The organism is Occultella glacieicola (assembly GCF_004353825.1).
Lineage (GTDB): Bacteria > Actinomycetota > Actinomycetes > Actinomycetales > Beutenbergiaceae > Occultella > Occultella glacieicola.
The window spans coordinates 93,862-112,073 of record NZ_SMNA01000002.1; the positions used below are offsets into that span (position 1 = coordinate 93,862).

The window sequence follows — 18,212 nt, forward strand, 5'->3', positions numbered from 1 at the left end:
GCCGCGACGGCGCGGCCCCGAGATGGAGGTGGTCCCCCATGACCGGTCGTGTGGTGCACTTCGAGATCCCGTTCGACGACGGTGACCGGGCCCGCGGCTTCTACCGCGACATCTTCGGCTGGCAGATCGAGACCGTCTCCGGCTTCGACTACTCCTTCGTCGCCACCGGCCCGAGCTCGCCCGACCAGGGGCCCACCGAGCCCGGCTACATCGGTGGCGGCATGATGCAGCGCGAGGGCCCGATCGACAAGCCGGTGATCACGATCGACACGACGGACATCGACGCCACCCTGGAGAAGGTGGGTGCCGCCGGCGGCGCGACCGTGCTCGGCAAGACCGAGATCGGTCAGGACATGGGTTTCACCGCCTACATCACCGACACCGAAGGCAACCTGATCGGCCTGTACCAGAGCGCACGGAAGGGCGGGTGAGGCTCACCCGAATTCGATTCGGTCGCGCCCCCGCGATCTGGGATGATCTGGAACCATGACTTCCAGCGCCTCCTCCACCCGTCCCGCACCAGCTCCGACCGAGGCCATCCGCCCGGTCGCGCAGGTACCGGACAAGCCCTCCCTTGAGGGTCTGGAGGACCGGTGGGGTGCGACCTGGGCGCAGGAGCAGACGTACGCGTTCGACCGCTCCGCGACCCGCGAACAGGTGTACTCGATCGACACCCCGCCGCCCACTGTGTCCGGCTCGCTGCACATCGGTCACGTGTTCTCCTACACGCACACCGACGTGGTGGCCCGGTTCCAGCGGATGCGCGGGCGCGAGGTGTTCTACCCGATGGGCTGGGACGACAACGGCCTGCCCACCGAGCGCCGGGTGCAGAACTACTACGGGGTGCGGTGCGACCCGTCGCTGCCGTACGTGGAGAACTTCACTCCCCCGCACGACGGCGGCGACGGCAAGTCCGTGAAGGCCGCGGACCAGCAGCCCATCTCCCGGCGCAACTTCGTGGAACTGTGCGAGCGGCTCACGGCCGAGGACGAGCAGCAGTTCGAGAAGCTGTGGCGCCATCTCGGGCTGAGCGTGGACTGGTCGCAGCACTACCAGACCATCGGCGCGCGGGCCCAGAGGGTCGCGCAGACCGCGTTCCTGCGCAACCTCGCACGTGGCGAGGCGTACCAGGCGGCGGCGCCCGGACTGTGGGACGTGACGTTTCAGACGGCGGTCGCGCAGGCAGAGCTGGAGGCACGGGACTACCCGGGCCACTTCCACAAGATCACGTTCCATACCCCCGACGGCGAGCGCGTGATCATCGAGACCACTCGCCCCGAGTTGCTCCCGGCCTGTGTGGCACTGATCGCGCACCCGGACGACGAGCGGTACACCCACCTGTTCGGCACCACCGTGACCTCCCCGCTGTTCGGTGTGGAACTGCCGGTGCTCGCGCACCCGGCCGCCGAGCCGGACAAGGGCGCCGGGATCGCGATGTGCTGCACGTTCGGTGACCTCACTGACGTGACCTGGTGGCGTGAGCTGCAGCTGCCCACCCGGCCGGTCATCGCCCGGGACGGACGCCTGGTGCCAGAGATCCCGGACTGGCTCACCACCGAGGCGGGCCGCGCGACGTACGCCGAGATCGGCGGCAAGACGACGTTCTCGGCACGCGCCGCCGTCGTCGATGCGTTGCGCTCCAGCGGCGACCTGGTCGGCGAGCCCGTGGCCACCCAGCGCAAGGCGAACTTCTTCGAGAAGGGCGACAAGCCGCTCGAGATCGTCACCTCCCGGCAGTGGTACATCCGCAACGGTGGCCGTGAGGCGCCGGGGCGGGACCTGCGCGGCGAACTGCTCGCCCGCGGTGCCGAGCTCGACTTCAACCCCGAGTTCATGCGGGTGCGGTACGCGAACTGGGTCAGCGGCCTGAACGGGGACTGGTTGGTCTCCCGACAGCGGTTCTTCGGCGTGGCGATCCCACTCTGGTACCCGGTCGGCGCGGACGGCGAGGTCGACCACGACCACCCGATCGTCCCGGCCGAGGCGACCCTGCCGGTGGACCCGTCCTCGCACGTGCCCGCCGGGTACACCGAGGACCAGCGCGGCGTGCCGGGCGGCTTCGTGGGCGACCCGGACATCATGGACACCTGGGCGACGTCCTCGCTGAGCCCGCAGATCGCCGGCGGCTGGCTGGAGGACGAGGACCTGTTCGGCCGGGTGTTCCCGATGGATGTGCGCCCGCAGGGGCAGGACATCATCCGGACCTGGCTGTTCTCGACCGTGGTCCGCTCGCACCTGGAGTTCGACACCCTGCCCTGGCAGCATGCCGCGATCTCCGGCTGGATCCTGGACCCGGACCGCAAGAAGATGTCGAAGTCCAAGGGCAACGTGGTGACCCCGATGGGGCTGCTGGTCGAGCACGGTTCCGATGCGGTGCGGTACTGGTCGGCCTCCGCCCGGCTCGGCACCGACGCCTCGTTCGATCCGCAGCGGCCCACCCAGATGAAGATCGGGCGCCGGCTCGCGATCAAGATCCTGAACGCCTCGAAGTTCGCTCTCTCGTTCGCCGGGGACTCCCCCGTGACGCTGGACCCGGCCGCGGTCACGGAGCCGATCGACCGGGCCGTCCTGCGCGCGCTCGCGGACGTCGTGGACACCGCCACCGAGTCGCTCGAGTCCTACGACCACACCCGGGCCCTGGAGGTGTCCGAGACGTTCTTCTGGACGTTCTGCGACGACTACCTGGAGCTGGTCAAGGACCGGGCGTACGGCCGCGAGGGCATGGACCCGGATGCGGTGGCCTCCGCCCGAGCGGCCCTGTGGCTCGCCCTGGACGTAATCCTGCGCCTGTTCGCCCCGGTGCTGCCGTACGCCACCGAGGAGGTCTGGTCGTGGTGGCGGGACGGTTCGGTGCACCGCGCCGCCTGGCCCACCTCCGACGTGCTGCGCGAGGCCGCCGGTGATGGCGACCCCGAGTTGGTCGCCGTGGCCGGCGCCGCCCTGGCCGCACTGCGCAAGGTGAAGTCCGAGGCCAAGGTGTCCCAGCGGACGAAGTTCGCCTCGGCCGAGCTGACCCTGGACGCGGCGCAGCACGACCGGGTCCTGGCCGTGCTGCCGGATCTTCGCGCCGCCGGGGGTGTGGCCGGGGAACTCACCCTGGTCGCAGCGGAGGCCGGCCCGGACACCGTGGGCGTCACCGTCGCCGGGGACCTCCTGCCTGCCGAGCCGAAGCGGTAGTCCCGCTCGTGAGGGCGCGGTCCTGCGGCGCATCCGGCCGTTGCGCCGCAGGACTGCACGCTCGCCGGAGTAACCCCCGGGCCGCGCAGCCACCACACCCGCGAGGGTGTCATTCTGCGGCGCCACCGCCCGTTGCGCCGCAAGACCGCGCGCTCGTAGCGCGGGCACCCAGGATCGGGTTGAATGGCGCCCGTGAATCCTGCGCACGCGTGGCTGACCCACGCCCGGTTCGGCATGTTCGTCCACTGGGGGCTGTACTCCCTGGCCGCCCGGCACGAGTGGGTGATGAACCGTGAGCGGACCCCGCTGGCCGACTACGAGCGGTACGCGACCCGATTCGAGGCGGACCGCTACGACCCGCGTGCCTGGGCCAGGGCCGCGAAGGCTGCGGGCATGGAGTACGTGGTGCTGACCACGAAGCACCATGAGGGGTTCTGCCTGTGGGACTCCGCCCTCACCGAGTACAAGGCGACGAACACGCCGTTCGGGCGGGACGCCGTCGCCGAGTTCGTCGAGGCGGTCCGCGCCGAAGGGCTGCGGGTCGGCTTCTACCACTCGCTCATCGACTGGCATCACCCGGACTTCACCATCGACGGCGCCCACCCGCGTCGTGACGACGCCGACGTGGCCGCTCAGAACGCGGGGCGGGACATGGGGCGCTATCGCGAGTACCTGCACGGACAGGTCCGCGAACTGCTGACCGGTTACGGGCGGGTCGACTACCTGTTCTTCGACTTCTCCTACCCGGACGCGTTCGGTGGCTCGGACCTGCCCGGCAAGGGCGCCGCGGACTGGGATGCCGAGAATCTGCTCGCGCTGGTCCGCGAGTTGCAGCCGGACATCATCGTCAACGACCGGCTCGGCATCCCCGGCGACCTGATCACCCCGGAGCAGTACCAGCCGACCGGCCCGATGGAGCGCGACGGGGCGCCGGTCGTCTGGGAGGCGTGCCAGACGCTGAACGGGTCCTGGGGCTACGACCGGGACAACCACGACTACAAGGCCCCCGACCTGCTGGTGCGGATGCTGATCGACGGCGTCGCCAAGGACGGCAACCTGCTGCTGAACGTCGGGCCGACCGGGCGGGGCGACCTGGACCCGCGGGCCGTCGAGTCCCTCGCCGGGATCGGTGCCTGGATGGACACCCACGCCCGCGCGATCCGCGGGGCCGGGGCCACCGACCTGGTTCCCCCGCCGGATGCCCGCTACACCCGTGCCGGTGACCGGCTCTACCTGCACCTGTTCGCGTGGCCGTTCGGGCACGTGCACCTGCCGGGGCTCGCCGGGAAGGTCAGGTACGCCCAGTTCCTGCATGACGCCTCCGAGGTGGCCTACTCCGAGATCGATCCGGACCAGGCCGGCTGGAACACCACTCCGGACGGGCCGGCACCCGGCACCCTGACGTTGACGCTGCCGGTGCGACGTCCGGACGTGGCGGTTCCCGTGGTGGAACTGTTTCTGGGTCCGACGGCGGCCGGCTGAGTCCGGCGCGCGTGCGCGCCTCATCCTGATCACAGCTCCAAGCACCTGAAAGGTCCGTTGACATGGTCGTCACCGTTTCCGACATCCCCCGCCTCCTCGCCGAACTCACCCTCGAGGAGAAGGCGTCGTTGCTGTCCGGCTCCGACTTCTGGCACACCCAGGCCGTCGACCGGCTCGGAATCCCGGCCGTGATGCTGACCGACGGGCCGCACGGGTTGCGCAAGCAGGCCGGCGCGACCGACCACCTCGGCCTGAACGACTCGGTGCCGGCCACCTGCTTCCCGTCCGCCGCCGGGCTCGGCTCCACCTGGGACCCGGACCTGCTCCGCCGGGTCGGGCAGGCGCTCGGCGCGGAGACCCTCGCCAACGACGTGGCCGTGCTGCTCGGCCCGGGCATCAACATGAAGCGCAGCCCCTTGTGCGGGCGGAACTTCGAGTACGTCGCCGAGGACCCGCACCTGGCCGGCGAACTCGCGGCGCCGCTGGTCGAGGGCATCCAGTCCCAGGGGGTCGGCACCTCGCTGAAGCACTTCGCCGCGAACAACCAGGAGACCGACCGGATGCGCATCTCGGCCGAGGTCGATGAGCGGACCCTCCGGGAGATCTACCTGCCGGCCTTCGAGAAGGTCGTCACCCGCGCCCAGCCGTGGACGGTGATGTGTTCCTACAACAGGATCAACGGCACCTATGCCTCGCAGGACCCCTGGCTGCTCACCGACGTGCTCCGCAGCGAGTGGGGCTTCGAGGGGCTCGTGGTCTCCGACTGGGGCGCGGTGGACGACCGGGTCGCCGGCGTCGCCGCAGGCCTCGACCTGGAGATGCCGGCCTCGGACGGGATCAACGACGCGCGAGTGGTCGAGGCAGTGCGCTCGGGCGACCTCGCCGAGGCCGACCTCGACCGTGCCGTGGCCCGGGTCCTCCACCTGGTCGCGCGCTCGCAGGCCGCCCGGGCCGAACCGGGCACCACGGATCATGAGGCGAACCATGCCCTGGCCCGCGAGGCGGCGACCCGCGCCGCGGTGCTGCTGAAGAACGACGACGGCGCGCTCCCACTGGAGCGCGGGTCGCTGCCGGCCACCACGGTCGTCATCGGTGAGATGGCACGCACGCCGCGCTACCAGGGCGCCGGGTCCTCACAGGTGAACCCGACCCGGCTGGTGAGCGCTCTGGACGCCCTGCGTGAGCAGGGCCTCGACGTGCCGTTCGCCCCGGGCTACGTGCTCGCGGAGGCGAGCACCGCCGTCGGGCAGGAGCGCAGCGACGTCGACCTGAGGCGCGAGGCCGTCGAGCTGGCCACCGGGCGAACGGCGGTGCTGTTCCTCGGCCTGCCCGCGATCGATGAGTCCGAGGGCTACGACCGTGCCCACCTGGACCTGCCGGCCAGCCACATCGCGCTGCTCGCGGACGTCGCCGCCGTGGCCGACCGCACGATCGTGCTGCTGTCCAACGGGTCCGCCGTGGCCGTGGCCGACTGGCAGGAGCATGCCGACGCGATCCTCGAACTCTGGCTCGGCGGACAGGCCGGCGGCCCGGCCGCGGTCGACCTCCTGCTCGGCGACGCCGCGCCGTCCGGCCGGTTGGCCGAGTCGATCCCGGAGCGGCTCGCGGACGTCCCCGCGCAACTGAACTTCCCGGGTGAGAACGGGGTGGTGCGCTACGGCGAGGGCATCTTCATCGGATACCGCGGCCTGGACGCGACGGGCGCCGCCGTGTCCTACCCGTTCGGGCACGGCCTGACCTACACCACGTTCGCCTACGCCGACCTCGCCGTCGACGGCGGCCCCGTGACCGAGGCCACGGGCGCCGACGACGTCGTGGTCCGCGTGCGGGCCGTGGTCACCAACACCGGTGGGCGAGCGGGCGCCGCCGTCCCGCAGCTGTACGTCGGCCGGCCGGACTCGCTGCTCGCCCGGGCACCACGTGAGCTGCGGGGCTTCGCCCGGCTCGAGCTCGCGCCCGGCGAGTCCCGGCCGGTCGAGTTCACCCTGACCCGGCGTGACCTCAGCCACTGGGACACGGTCACCCGCGGCTGGTCGGTCGAGCCGGGGGCGCTGGAGGTCTCGGTGGGCGCATCGTCGCGGGACCTGCCCCTGCGCGCGGTGCTGCCGCTGGAGGCGCCGGCGCGCCGGGCGCCCCTCACCGGGTACTCGACGATCGGCGAATGGGTCGCCGATCCCGAGGCGGGGCCGGCACTGATCGGGGCGATGGGCGAGTTCGGGGCCATGTTCGGCCCGGACAGCCCGGACGCGTCGATGGCCGCGTTCCTGACCTCGATGCCCGTGGTCAAGGTGCCACTGATGGGGATGAGCCGGGCCCTCACCGTCGAGACGCTCGAGGACCTGATCGCCCGGTACGGGACGCGCTGACCTCAGGGGTGCCCCGTGGCCTCCGCGTCGCCGATGTGGCCCGGCGCGTTCACGGCGAGCACCCGCTGGACGAACCCGCTGTACTCCTCCATGTAGTGCCGCAGGAAGTCCGCGGTCGAGGGGTCCGTGCACTCGCCGTCGTCGGCGAAGTCATCGGGCTTGAACGTGATGTAGGCCTCGGGCGCGTTCAACTGGGGGGCGTCGAGGAAGCTCAGCACGCTGCGCATCGACGACTGCATGACGGCGGTGCCGATGCCGCCGATCGAGGCACCGATGATCCCGCTCGGTTTGCGAGCGAAGGAATTCGTGCCCCACGGGCGCGAACCCCAGTCGATCGCGTTCTTCAGCGCGCCCGGGATCGAGGCTCCCCACGAAGTAGCCGATCTTGAAGGCCATGCCACTCTCCCATCTCGCGGGATCGGCGGGGAGCCGATCCGCCCGCGTGCGGTGGACCCGCAGGGTTCCATCCTGAACCCCGGGCGTCGTCCCGTCACGCTGGGGGCCCGGGCATGCCGCCCTCAGGCGCAGGTCACCGCCTCATACGCCACACTGAAGCGCTCGTACACGGACTGACCGTCGTTCCAGGCGTACGCGGCGACGGTCACCGATCCGGCGTCGACCGCCGCGGCTCCGCTCGTGAAGCCGTGGTAGCCGGCCGCGCCTGGCGCGGTGCCGGTCAGTTTGTGGCTGCCGTAGTCCGTCGTCATGCGGATGTCGAGCGGCACCTCCGAAGTGTTGACGACGTGGACGGCGATGACCGCTTCGGCTCCCCAGCACTGCGGTCGGACGGAGATCCGCAGCGTGACCGGTGGCAGCGGTTCGTCGGTCACGGCGAGGACGAGAGCGTTGAACAGCGAGACGTTCTTGGTCTCGGCGAGTCCGAGTCCCCAGCTCAGCCAGCCCTCGCGGCCGGAGCCGTCGTTCTCGTTCAGGACGACCGTGCTCGCCAGCAGCCGCCCGGCCGGGTCGATGCCGATCTCGGCCCAGCTGATCGCGACCTCGTAGGTCGTGGTCGCGGCGCCCTCGTCGCGGACGACGGCGGCGCTCACACCGGCGGGCGTGCCGGCGACGTCGGCGGGCGCCCACCTGTGCACGACCACCTCGCCGGCATCGGTGAGGGCGACTCCGATCTCCTGCGGTACCGGGTCCTCGCCGGGCGCTCCGGCGACGAGTCCGATCTGCACGCTGTCGCCCTGCCAGATGTCACCGCCGGTGCTGGGCTGGGCGTGGACGTCATCCTGGGCACGAAGCGTCAGGTAGAGGTTCTCGTCGTCGTGGGTCAGCCAGATCGACGCCGAGGCGTCCGCTGGGCCCTCCCAGCCGGGGAGCGCGGGCGCCTCTTCCGTCCCGACCTCCTGCGCGGCCAGTTCCAGCACCGCCGGGTCGGCGACGCCGTCGACGTCGATCCCAAGGCCGGGCACCCCGACCGGCTCGCCCAAGGGCGTCAGGGTGCCCGACGCGGCGGCGGGCGTGCCGGCGGTGGTCAGGACCGTCGCGGTCCAGCCGGTCGGCTCGGTCGGCGCGATCGGGACGCTCAGCACGACGGTGCCCGTTGCCGGCACCGACTCGCCCTCACCCACCCGCGTGCGCTCGTCCCCGACGGCCACGTCGACGCCGTCGAGCGTGATCGCCGTGGGTGTCGCGTTCGTGACCTGCAGCCGCAGGACCTGACCGTCGGGGTCGACGCCGTGCACACCGGTGATCGAGAGTGCCGGCGTGGGCGAACCCGTGGTGCGCAGCAGCGCGACCGCGACGCCGTCGACCCGTGCGAGCACCGAGTAGGTACGCTCGGCGCCGGAATTCTGCGGCAGGTAGGCGACGTCGACCGTCGCGCTCTGCCCGGCACCGACGCTCGCGCTCGCCGAGTCGCCTCCGACGGGCTCGAGCTCGAGCTCGATGCCCGACCGTCCGGTCCGGTCGACGACGACGTGGCCGGTCGCAGGGGTTCCCGCGACCTCGGGCTGGATGTCGAATCGGTACGCGTCCGAGACCGAGACGGTGGTGATGGCACCCTCGACGTAGATGGGCTCCTCGTCGAGGCTCACGTGCACCAGCCCGTCGCTGTCCGGGGCGAGTTCGACAGCGCCGCCGTAGGCGTCGGTGACGGTGACAGGACCCGTCGCAGCGAACGCAGCCGTGGTCGGGACGGTGGCCCACGCCGCGTGGACTGTGCGGTTCCCGTCCGAGAACACGACATCCCACGCATCGTCCCCGAGGTCGCCGGAGCTCTCGAAGGGCAGGCCCGCGAGCATCCGGTTCATGACGGCGCTGGTCACGTAGGCGGGCTTGGGCACCCAGGCACCGCGGGGGTCGTCGGTGTTGCGCACGATCCCGAACCGGTGCTCGACCTCACCGGAGTCGGTGCCGTCGTCCATGAAGTCGTAGATGGTGAAGTTCTGCGCGCCGTCAGCGAAGGCGGTCAGCTGACCGCGAACCATCAGGCGTGCCTGGGTCGCCTCGTCGACGCCGACGGCCGTCTCGGCCGTCGGCCAGCCGACCTCGGACAGCAGCAGCGGCATGTCGGCGTGGCCGTGCTCACTCATGATCGTGCGGAGCGCGCCGTACTGGCCCTGGAACCGCGACGACCCCTCGGGGGCGTTCGGGTGCGTGTAGGGGTGGGTCGATACCGCGTCGATCAACTCGAGCCCACCGAGGTCGGCGAACTCGGAGAACCAGTCCTGCCAGTCGTTCATCGGTGCGAGCGCGGGCCCCACCAGCACCGCGTCCGGGTAGGCGGCCTTGACCGCGTCGTGCACGACCTGCAGCAGCGCGACGTACTGGGACGCGCTGCCGGCCGCCGGCCCGTCGAGGTCGCGCCAGTTCCACTCGTTCCAGACCTCGAAGTAGTTGCCCTCGACGCCCAGCTCCGCCACGGTGGCGATGGCGTAGCGTGCGAACGCCTCCCGACCCTCGGGCGTCGTCGGTGCCTCGTCCGGGAAGTACAGCGGGTTCCCATAGCTGAGCACGCGGAAGTGGCCGAGGCCGAGGTCCTCGAACTCGTCCTGGTAGGCCACGACCTTGTCCTGCCAGACGATCTGACCGGGCGTCGTCTCCTGGCCGGCCCAGTAGGCCTCGTCCCGAGCGAGCCCGAATCCCGCATCGGCGACCAGAGCGGCGGTCTCCAGGGGCCAGGACTGGCCGTAGTGGGTGGCGACGCCGAAGCGGGGATCGCGCACGAAGTCCGCCGGCAGCGGCTCGAGAACCGCGAGGTCGGTGCCGACCAGGTACCGGGTGCCGTCCGCCGTGGTCCCGACGACATCCGCCGTGTACCAGCCGGGATCGGTGACGCCGAAGGGGAGCGTTCCCTCCAGGTCGGCGGCCGGGGTCGCGCCCTGGTCGACGACGGTACCGTGCGCGTCGCGGACGGTCCAGGACAGCTCGACGACGTCGTCGCCCGTGAAGGCGACGGCGACGTCATCGCCGGTGTGGAAGACGTTTCCGCGCGCGAGTGTCTGCAGCGTCAGCGGCGCGGTCACGACGTCGACCTCCGCGACGACGGCATCGATGTCGAGCGTGCCCGCGGTGCTGCCCTCCCGGAACGACCAGGTGTCCAGGATGACCGAGAACGCTCGCAGCGGGCCGTGCCAGACGCCGTCGTCGGCGCCACCGAAGTGCAGGTAGCCGTCGCCCGAGGTGAAGTCCTCGAGGCGAAGGGTCTGCCAACCCTCGGCATCCGGGTCGACGGCCACGCGCTGCTGGTGTGCCTGGCCGGTCGAGTCCTGCAGCCGGAGGGTGACGAGGTCGACGTCCGCCGTGCGCACCTGCAGCTCGAGCGCCGTGGCCTCGATCTGACCTGGCCAGCGGGCGAGCTCGAAGGTGCCGGTCGGCACCGAGGCCTCGATCCGGCCGTGCCCGGCTCCGCTGGCCGGTGCCTCGGTGGCGAGGGTGATCGCGCCGCTGGCCGCCCCGGTCGTGTACACGTCCCAGTCCGGCGAGCCCGGTTCGAAGTCGCCGACGACGACCTGCCCGGTCGCGGCCGGTGCGAGTTCGGCAGGGAGCGGCGCCGCGGTGGCGCCGATGGCGGTGACGGCGCTGGCCGCCAGGGCGAGGATGGCGGCGAGTGCCGCCGATCGGTATCGCATCATGTTGCCTGGCCTCGATCTCGTCGGTGAGCGTCGGGTGACCGGAACCGCTGGTCGGGGTCGGTGCGAAAGCAGTTTCGCATACGTCTACGAGAACGTCTAGAGTCGCTACAAATCCATGGGATTCGGGGTGCGCTTGCGGTTTCGCGGATGCATCACGGCCAGGGCGTCGCCGGACCTCGAGGGCTACGTCGCGGCCGGTCCTATGCCGGTGTCACGGCCCCACCTCCGGGTATGCTGGCATACATGAAGCGCACAACCGTCAAGATCCCCGACGCACTCGACGCCCGCCTACGGCACGAAGCCGAACGCCGAGGAACGACCATCGCCGAAGTCAGCCGTGAGGCACTCGAGGCCTACCTCGGCGGACCCTCGACCCGACGCCAGCTCGGTGCAGCCGCAGCCGGGCGAAGCGGAAGAAGCGACGTCTCCGAGCGCATCGAAGAGATCCTCGCCTCCGAGGTCGGACAATAGCGGCGCTCATCGTCGACGCCGGGCCGCTCTACGCCTACGTCGACGCCGACGACGCGCACCACGCGGCCGCGCTGGAACTTCTCGAAACACATGCCGGCCCGCTGATCGTCCCCACCCTGGTCATCACCGAGGTGGTCTACCTCCTGGCGACCCGACTCGGGACAGGTCCGGAAGTCCGCTTCCTCGGCGACCTGGCCGGCGGCTCGTTCACCGTCGAGCCAGTCGCTGCCGCGGACTGGCTACGCATCGCCGAGTTGGTCGCGCGCTACCGGGACCTGCCACTGGGGACCGTCGACGCCTCGGTCGTGGTCACCGCGGAACGTCTCGGGGTCAGTGAGATCGCCACCGTCGACCGACGTCACTTCACCGTGGTGCGACCCGCCCACGTCGACGCATTCACTCTCCTGCCGTGAGGCCCGGCGATGCTCAGGTCGTCCTCGGACCGGCTCGGCGCTCAGCCGGCCGCGCCGCCCGCCAGCCGGGCCTGCTCGTCGGAGGTCCACAGCCCGATCAGCCCGCGGAAGTGGGCGAGGAACTCCTCGTGCTCGTGCGGCGGGTAGGTGGCCCGCACGGTGTCGGTGAGCATGCGGTCGAAGTCTGGTGAGGTGACCCAGTCCAGCACCCGTTCGGGCAGGTCCGCCAGGTGCGTGGCGCACCAGTCCCAGTACCGGTCGGTCTCGAAGTGGTCGTCGGCGAGGCGCCGGTAGGCGGCCATCCTCCCCGGGTAGTCGAGTTCGGGGTCGTCGGCGATCGCGAAGTAGGCCGCGGTACTCGTGTCGACCGGCGTGCGACGGCCGGTCACGAGCGCGTACGTGCTCCACCGCACCAGCGCCGTGATCGCCCACGGGAAGTAGTAGTGCAGCGACGTCACGGCCACGTCCGGACACGCGTTCGCGTAGTCGATCGGGTACACCGCGTCCCCGGTCACGAGCATCTCCGCGGAGTTGAACTCCCACCGGAAGAACGCGTTCACCAGCCGGGAGACGGTCACCGCCTGCTCACCGGCCGACGGCGTGAGGAAGTCGTGACTGACGGCGTACCGCTGATGCATCGGCTGGTCCGGGCGGAAGTCCATCACCATGGTCTCGGGCCCGATGGACAGTGCCCTGGCGAAGTGCTCGTAGTCGACGGTGGCCTGCAGGTGCATGAGCATCTGCCCCGAGGAGTCGTAGGCGGTGCGCAGATCCTCGGGGTTGTCGATCCGGGACACCCCACGCCAGCCACCGCCGTCAAACGGTTTCATGTACAGCGGATAGCCGAGGTCGGCGGCGATCGCCTCGAGGTCGAAGGGCTCGTTGTACTTCGCGGACGTGTACGCCCAGCGGGCGTTGTCCACCGGGTTCTTGTACGGCACCAGCACGGTGCGCGGGATGTTCAGCCCGAGCCGCAGCATGGCGCAGTAGGCACTGTGCTTCTCCATCGACTGGAACGTGAACGGGGAGTTCAGCAGGTAGGTGTCGTCCATCAGCGCGGCCTTCTTCAGCCACTCCCGGGGCACGTAGTACCAGTAGGCGAGCCGGTCGATGACGAGGTCGGAGGACACCGGGTCGGTGAGTTCGAACGGGGCGATGGTCAGGCGTTGCGTAGCGATCTCGTGGGTGCGCCCGCCGGCGTCGGTGATCGGTCCGAGCCGCGCCACGATCGACTCGAACGCGCGCGGCCAGTCCTCCTCCTGCCCGAGCAGCAGGCCGATCAGGTGCCGGGAGATGTCGACCATTGCGTCCTCCGCAGGTGGGTTTCGTGCCTGGCTGCAACCTACTCGGTCGTGGCAACGGCGCCCGTCGGCCGCCACGATAGGGTCGCCCGGTGGTCGCCTACGCCGACGAGGACACCCTCGCGCAACGGATCGCCGCGCTCCCCGGCCGGGCCACCATCGGGATCTCGGGGTACGCCGGCGCGGGTAAGTCCACGCTCACCCGTGCCCTCGTCGGCCGGATACCTGGCGCGACCCGCCTGCGCGGGGACGACTTCCTGGACCCGGCCCGATCACATCGCCGGTCCCCGGACTGGGACGGTGTCGGGCGGGACCGGCTGCGCGAGGAGGTGCTCCGGCCGCACCTGCGCGGCGACCGCACCATTCGGTACCGACCGTTCGACTGGTCACGGCGCGAGCCCGGTGAGCCGGTCACGCTGCCCACCGGGGACGTCCTCGTGCTCGATGCGATCGGCATCTTCCATCCCGACCTCCTGGACCTGTTCTCGCTCACGATCTGGGTCGAGGCCGACCCCGAGGATGCGGTTCGGCGCGGGATGGCGCGCGACCGAGCGCTCGGGCGCCTCCACGATCGGCTCTGGACCGAGGTCTGGGCGCCGAACGATGTCGAGTTCGCGGCGAGGTTCGCGCCGGCCGGTCGGGCCGAGCTGCGCTACCGGGCCGATCTCGAGCGCTGAGCGGGTCGCTCAGCAGAACCGCGGCAGATGATGCGCGATCTGCTTGCGCCACCACGGCCACTGATGGGACACGTCGTGGCCCCAGACGTCCAGCTCGTGCCCGATGCCCTTGTCCGTGAGCAGCCGGTCCATCGCCAGGGTCGCCGGCAGCGCCCCGGTCGGATCCACCTCGAACTCCCCCCGCCCGACGGTCAGGACCGGGTACACCCGCGAGCGCAGCCAGTCCAGGTGGTCGCCGTCGGCCCCGCGCAGGTAGTCCATCGGGTTCGTGAAGTACGCGTCGTCGCCGCGCTCGCCCCAGGTGCGCCAGAACGACGGGTCGTAGTTGCCCGACTGGCAGATCGCGACCGTGAACAGGTCCGCCCGCGTCAACATCAGGTGCAGGGCGTGGTAGGCGCCGAGGCTGGCGCCCGTGGTGATCAGGTCCCCCGCGCCCGGGGAGTCGTCGCGGATCACCGGCACGACGGCGTCGGTCACCCAGCGCTCGTAGTCCCGGTACCGCCGGGCTCGCTCCTCGTGGGAGATCGAGGTGTCCGACCAGGTCAGGTGGTCGAAGGAGTCCACGCAGTAGAGCTTGATCCGGCCGTCGTCGATCAGCGACGCGAGCGCCCCGACCATGCCGTTCTCCTCGTACTCCCAGGCCCGCCCCAGCTCGGTGGGGAACACCACCACCGGGCGGCCCCAGTGCCCGTAGGCGATCAGAGTGCCCGGCCGGTCCAGGCCGGGGGCGTCCAGTTCGACCTGGTCACGTCGCATCGTGGCCTCCGGCCACCTTGTGCCCGACGGCGGCGGTCACCAACCGGGTCAGGTGCGGCTCCAGGGCGTCGCGCCAAGAGACGTAGTTGTGCAGGTCGTCGGTCTCGGCGTAGCGCACGTCCCAGCCCAGCCGGCTCAGGTGGGCTGCCATCAGCCGGTTGTTCACGACGTTCTCCTCCGTCGCGCCACAGGTGAGCGTGACGACCGGCAGCATGACCGACCCAGGCTCCGCCGTCGCCCCGGCGATCTCGGCCACGAACGAGGTGATGTCGCCGAACCTGGCGAACCACGACTCCTGGGCGTCGGTGCCCGGCGTGAAGAAGGAGCCGGACTGCAGGAACAGGCCGTCGAAGGCACCGGGGTGACGCCACTGGGCGTGCAGGGCGGCGAGCGCGCCGAGGCTGACGCCGGCGGCGACCATGACGGTCGTGGGCCACTGGTCACGGGCGGCGTCCAGGACGTGCAGCACGAGGGCGTCGGCGTAGTCGTCGTTCGCGGCGTACCAGGACATCCGGTCCGGTGAGCCGAGCAGCAACACCCGCAGTGGCGCGAGGACGCCGGCGTCGATCCGGGACCCGATGAAGTCGGTGAGGTGCCCCATCGCGGCGTAGTCGGGCCCGTCGTGGGCGATCAGCAGCGGCGCCGGCTCGTCCGGGTCGAGCCGCTCCGGGACCCAGAGGGTGCCGTCGATGTCGCCCACCGGGGTGTCGGTGAAGGAGACGTCCGCGAGCCGGCTCGCGATCGGTTCGGCCGCCAGCCAGCCGGGCGTGGCATAGCCCGGCAGCTCCAGCACCGACCGGTCGCCGAACCCACCGGGAGCGGTGTGCGGGTTGGCCGGGTCCAGGAGGGTGGTGGTGACCTCGAACCGGTACTCCACCCGTCCCAGCGGCGGCCGCGGGATGCACAGCTCCCAGACGCCGTCGGTGCGGGTCAGGTCCCGGGGTGAGTCGGTGGTGCCGAGGTCGGCATCGAGGCGGACCCGCCGGTAGCGCGCGTCGGGATCGGCGAGCCGGAAGCACACCTCGTTCCCGGAGGTCTCGGTGCTGGGGTCCTCGCGCATGGTTGGAGACTAGCCACCCGCGCGTGGTTGCGCCGGACCGGCCATCGCGGAATAGGAGTACCGGTGATCCGGGTTCGACCGTGCATGACCGACACCACGTTCGATCCCCGCACCGTGCTCACCACCGCCAAGATCGGCGTTCTCGCCACGATCAAGGCGAACGGGCTGCCCCAGCTCTCCCCGGTGACCCCGTTCTACGACCGCGATGCCGAGCAGCTCCTGGTCTCGATGACCGAGGGCCGCGCCAAGACGACCAACCTGCGCCGCGACCCGCGGGCCGCGCTCGAGGTGACCAGTGAGAACGGCTGGGAGTGGGCGACCGCCGAGGGTCCGGTGACCCTGACCGGGCCGGGCACCGACCCGAACGGACCCGAGGTCGAGGCGCTCGTGGACTACTACCGGCGCGCCGCCGGAGAGCACCCGGACTGGCAGGAGTACCGCGACGTCATGGTCGCCGACCGCCGGGTCCTGATGACGATGAAGGTCGAGCGTGTGTACGGGGCGAAGATCCGCTGACGCGGCGGCCCGTCAGCACGCCAGGTACCGGTCCAGCACCAGGTCCACCAGCTCGACCGGCGGAACCTCGCCGTCGACGAGCAGCGGCGGGGTGACCACGTCCGCACCGCAGCCCACGGCGAGGTCGGCGAAGTAGCCCGGCGCGAGCAGGTAGGTCGCGACGACGACGCGACCTGCGCCGTCGGGCCGGGCCCGCAGGCCGGCCCGCGCGGTCGCGACCGCGTCCCCCAGGCTCGGGCCGGCCGCGGAGATGAAGCCGGTGATGACGTCACGGCGCAGCGCCGCGGCGAGCATCTCGCCGGTCTGTTCGCAGTGGGCCACGGCGCCCGCGTCCGAGGAGCCGGCGGCCGCCAGGACGACCGCATCACCGGCCGCCAGGCCCGCCTCGGTGAGTCGGTGCTGCAGTTGGCGGACGAGCCGCGGATCCGGGCCGAGTGCGCGCATCACCCGGGTGTCGGGGTTCGTGGCGGCGGCCTCGGTGAGGTCCACGTGCACGTGGTAGCCGGCCGAGAGCAGCAGCGGCACGATCCGCACCGCCCCGCGGCCCAGCCCGGTCAGCGACGTCGGCACGTCGGGCTGCTGCACGTCGACGAACGAGCCGGCCACGGGCACGTCCGGACGACGGTCCGCCACCGCCTGCACCAGGCCGGCGACGGCCCGCTGGCCCGCGGGCGAGGACGTGCCGTGCGAGCACGCGAGCAGGGCCGGCATCGTCCGGGTGGCGGGGGTGAGCGGGGCTCGGCCGTGGCGGGTGTGCGGGGCGCCGGCGAGGATCGCTGTCATGCCCCGACGCTAGGTGGGCGCTGTTACGCCGGAGGGTGTCGATCGGTTTCGGGACGGTTAAGACTTCCGCACGCCGCGCCGGTCACCCGTGCGCGCGCAGCCGCGGCGCGAGGTCTCGCTCGAAGAGCTCCAGGAACCGGCGCTGGTCCTGCCCGGGGGCGTGGAAGACGAGGTGGTTGAACCCGGCCCGGCGGTATTCGAGGACCTTCTCGGCGGCCTCGTCCGGGTCCGCGGAGACGATCCAGCGCTGCGCGATGGTCTCGATCGGCAGCGCGTCCGCGGCCCGTTCCATCTCGATGGGGTCGTGGATCGAGTGCTTCTGCTCGGCGGTGAGCGACAGCGGCGACCAGAACCTGGTGTGCTCCAACGCAGCTTCGGGATCGGTGTCGTAGGAGAGCTTGATCTCGATCATCCGGTCGATCGTGGCGGGGTCCCGCTCGGCCTTGGCCGCACCCTCGGCAACCGCCGGGATGAGCTTCTCGGTGTACAGGTCCCAGCCCTTGCCGGACGTGCAGATGAACCCGTCCCCGGCCCGGCCCGCGTACCGGGCCACCATCGGACCGCCGGCCGCGATGTAGACGGGGATGCCGCCGTCGGGCCGGTCGTAGATGCTCGCGCCGTGCGTGGAGTAGTACTCGCCCTCGAAGTCGACCCGGTCGCCGCTCCACAGCTCCCGCATCAGGCGGACCGCCTCGCGCAGCCGGGCGAACCGCTCCTTGAACTCCGGCCAGTCCTGCTCCCCGGCACCGCGGAACCCGGTGGCGATCTCGTTCAGCGCCTCCCCGGTGCCGACACCGAGCATGATCCGCCCCGGGTAGAGCACGCCCATGGTCGCGAACGCCTGGGCGATCACGGCGGGGTTGTACCGGAACGTCGGCGTCATCACGGAGGTGCCGATCTGCACCCGGGAGGTCCGCTCCCCCACCGCCGCCATCCACGCCAGCGAGAACGGAGCGTGCCCACCATCGTGGCGCCACGGCTGGAAGTGGTCGCTGACCGCGACGCTCTCCATCCCGTGCTCCTCCGCCGCGACGGCGATCTCCACGAGTTCCCGGGGGGCGAACTGTTCGGCCGAGGCCTTGTAACCGAGCTTCAGGGGCAGCATGAGACATTCCTGTCGTGGCG

General features: G+C 71.2%; 14 protein-coding genes and 1 pseudogene. 8 read left to right on the forward strand and 7 right to left on the reverse strand.

Going from position 1 to position 18,212, the window contains the following annotated elements:
* Positions 1-38 precede the first annotated feature (38 nt).
* The 4 genes from EXU48_RS03305 (at position 39) to EXU48_RS03320 (ending at position 7,025) form a co-directional block, all read left to right on the forward strand.
* A complete protein-coding gene (locus EXU48_RS03305) occupies positions 39-431 on the forward strand; it encodes a VOC family protein (protein ID WP_133106178.1) in 393 nt (130 codons plus the stop codon).
* A gap of 55 nt (positions 432-486) precedes the next feature.
* Positions 487-3,177 (forward strand): valine--tRNA ligase, encoded by a 2,691-nt coding sequence (gene valS / locus EXU48_RS03310; RefSeq protein ID WP_133106179.1) that lies wholly within the window; start codon positions 487-489, stop codon positions 3,175-3,177.
* A 183-nt stretch (positions 3,178-3,360) separates the two neighbouring features.
* Positions 3,361-4,659, forward strand: a complete 1,299-nt coding sequence (locus EXU48_RS03315; protein WP_133106180.1) for an alpha-L-fucosidase — start codon at positions 3,361-3,363, stop codon at positions 4,657-4,659.
* A gap of 62 nt (positions 4,660-4,721) precedes the next feature.
* A complete protein-coding gene (locus EXU48_RS03320) occupies positions 4,722-7,025 on the forward strand; it encodes a glycoside hydrolase family 3 C-terminal domain-containing protein (protein WP_133106181.1) in 2,304 nt (767 codons plus the stop codon).
* 2 nt (positions 7,026-7,027) lie between these two features.
* Here the strand turns inward: EXU48_RS03320 and EXU48_RS03325 are convergent.
* Both EXU48_RS03325 and EXU48_RS03330 read right to left on the reverse strand, forming a co-directional pair.
* Positions 7,028-7,396: pseudogene (locus tag EXU48_RS03325) on the reverse strand (NADPH-dependent FMN reductase); the annotation flags it as partial.
* A gap of 147 nt (positions 7,397-7,543) precedes the next feature.
* Positions 7,544-11,110, reverse strand: a complete 3,567-nt coding sequence (locus EXU48_RS03330) for a GH39 family glycosyl hydrolase (protein WP_133106182.1) — start codon at positions 11,108-11,110, stop codon at positions 7,544-7,546.
* 243 nt (positions 11,111-11,353) lie between these two features.
* Here EXU48_RS03330 and EXU48_RS03335 point away from each other — a divergent pair, with 243 nt between their 5' ends.
* Together EXU48_RS03335 and EXU48_RS03340 are read left to right on the forward strand one after the other, a co-directional pair.
* The gene (locus tag EXU48_RS03335; RefSeq protein ID WP_207947615.1) at positions 11,354-11,581 is read left to right on the forward strand and encodes a ribbon-helix-helix domain-containing protein; all 228 of its coding nucleotides are present in this window, start codon (positions 11,354-11,356) and stop codon (positions 11,579-11,581) included.
* 8 nt (positions 11,582-11,589) lie between these two features.
* Entirely contained in the window at positions 11,590-11,994 is a 405-nt protein-coding gene (locus EXU48_RS03340) for a type II toxin-antitoxin system VapC family toxin (protein ID WP_235856850.1), read from the forward strand.
* A 41-nt stretch (positions 11,995-12,035) separates the two neighbouring features.
* Here the strand turns inward: EXU48_RS03340 and EXU48_RS03345 are convergent, their stop codons facing one another.
* Positions 12,036-13,298 carry an ATP-grasp domain-containing protein gene (locus EXU48_RS03345; protein ID WP_133106185.1) on the reverse strand — a complete coding sequence of 421 codons (1,263 nt, stop codon included), beginning with the start codon at positions 13,296-13,298 and terminating at the stop codon, positions 12,036-12,038.
* 89 nt (positions 13,299-13,387) lie between these two features.
* On the opposite strand from EXU48_RS03345, the gene EXU48_RS03350 reads away from it, so the two are divergent.
* Positions 13,388-13,972 (forward strand): uridine kinase family protein, encoded by a 585-nt coding sequence (locus tag EXU48_RS03350; protein ID WP_235856808.1) that lies wholly within the window; start codon positions 13,388-13,390, stop codon positions 13,970-13,972.
* Positions 13,973-13,981: 9 nt separating this feature from the next.
* On the opposite strand, the gene EXU48_RS03355 is transcribed toward EXU48_RS03350, so the two are convergent.
* Positions 13,982-14,728, reverse strand: coding sequence for an esterase family protein (locus EXU48_RS03355; protein ID WP_133106186.1), 747 nt, complete (start codon positions 14,726-14,728; stop codon positions 13,982-13,984).
* Entirely contained in the window at positions 14,718-15,788 is a 1,071-nt protein-coding gene (locus tag EXU48_RS03360; RefSeq protein WP_133106187.1) for an alpha/beta hydrolase-fold protein, read from the reverse strand. The genes EXU48_RS03355 and EXU48_RS03360 overlap by 11 nt, the downstream gene beginning before the upstream one ends.
* An 84-nt stretch (positions 15,789-15,872) precedes the next feature.
* On the opposite strand from EXU48_RS03360, the gene EXU48_RS03365 reads away from it, so the two are divergent.
* Positions 15,873-16,304, forward strand: a complete 432-nt coding sequence (locus EXU48_RS03365) for a PPOX class F420-dependent oxidoreductase (RefSeq protein WP_133106188.1) — start codon at positions 15,873-15,875, stop codon at positions 16,302-16,304.
* A gap of 12 nt (positions 16,305-16,316) precedes the next feature.
* Here the strand turns inward: EXU48_RS03365 and EXU48_RS03370 are convergent, their stop codons facing one another.
* Positions 16,317-17,087, reverse strand: coding sequence for a sirohydrochlorin chelatase (locus EXU48_RS03370; RefSeq protein ID WP_328591616.1), 771 nt, complete (start codon positions 17,085-17,087; stop codon positions 16,317-16,319).
* An 82-nt stretch (positions 17,088-17,169) separates the two neighbouring features.
* Complete coding sequence (gene fgd / locus EXU48_RS03375; protein WP_133106189.1) at positions 17,170-18,192, reverse strand: glucose-6-phosphate dehydrogenase (coenzyme-F420); 1,023 nt, start codon at positions 18,190-18,192, stop codon at positions 17,170-17,172.
* Positions 18,193-18,212: the final 20 nt, after the last annotated feature.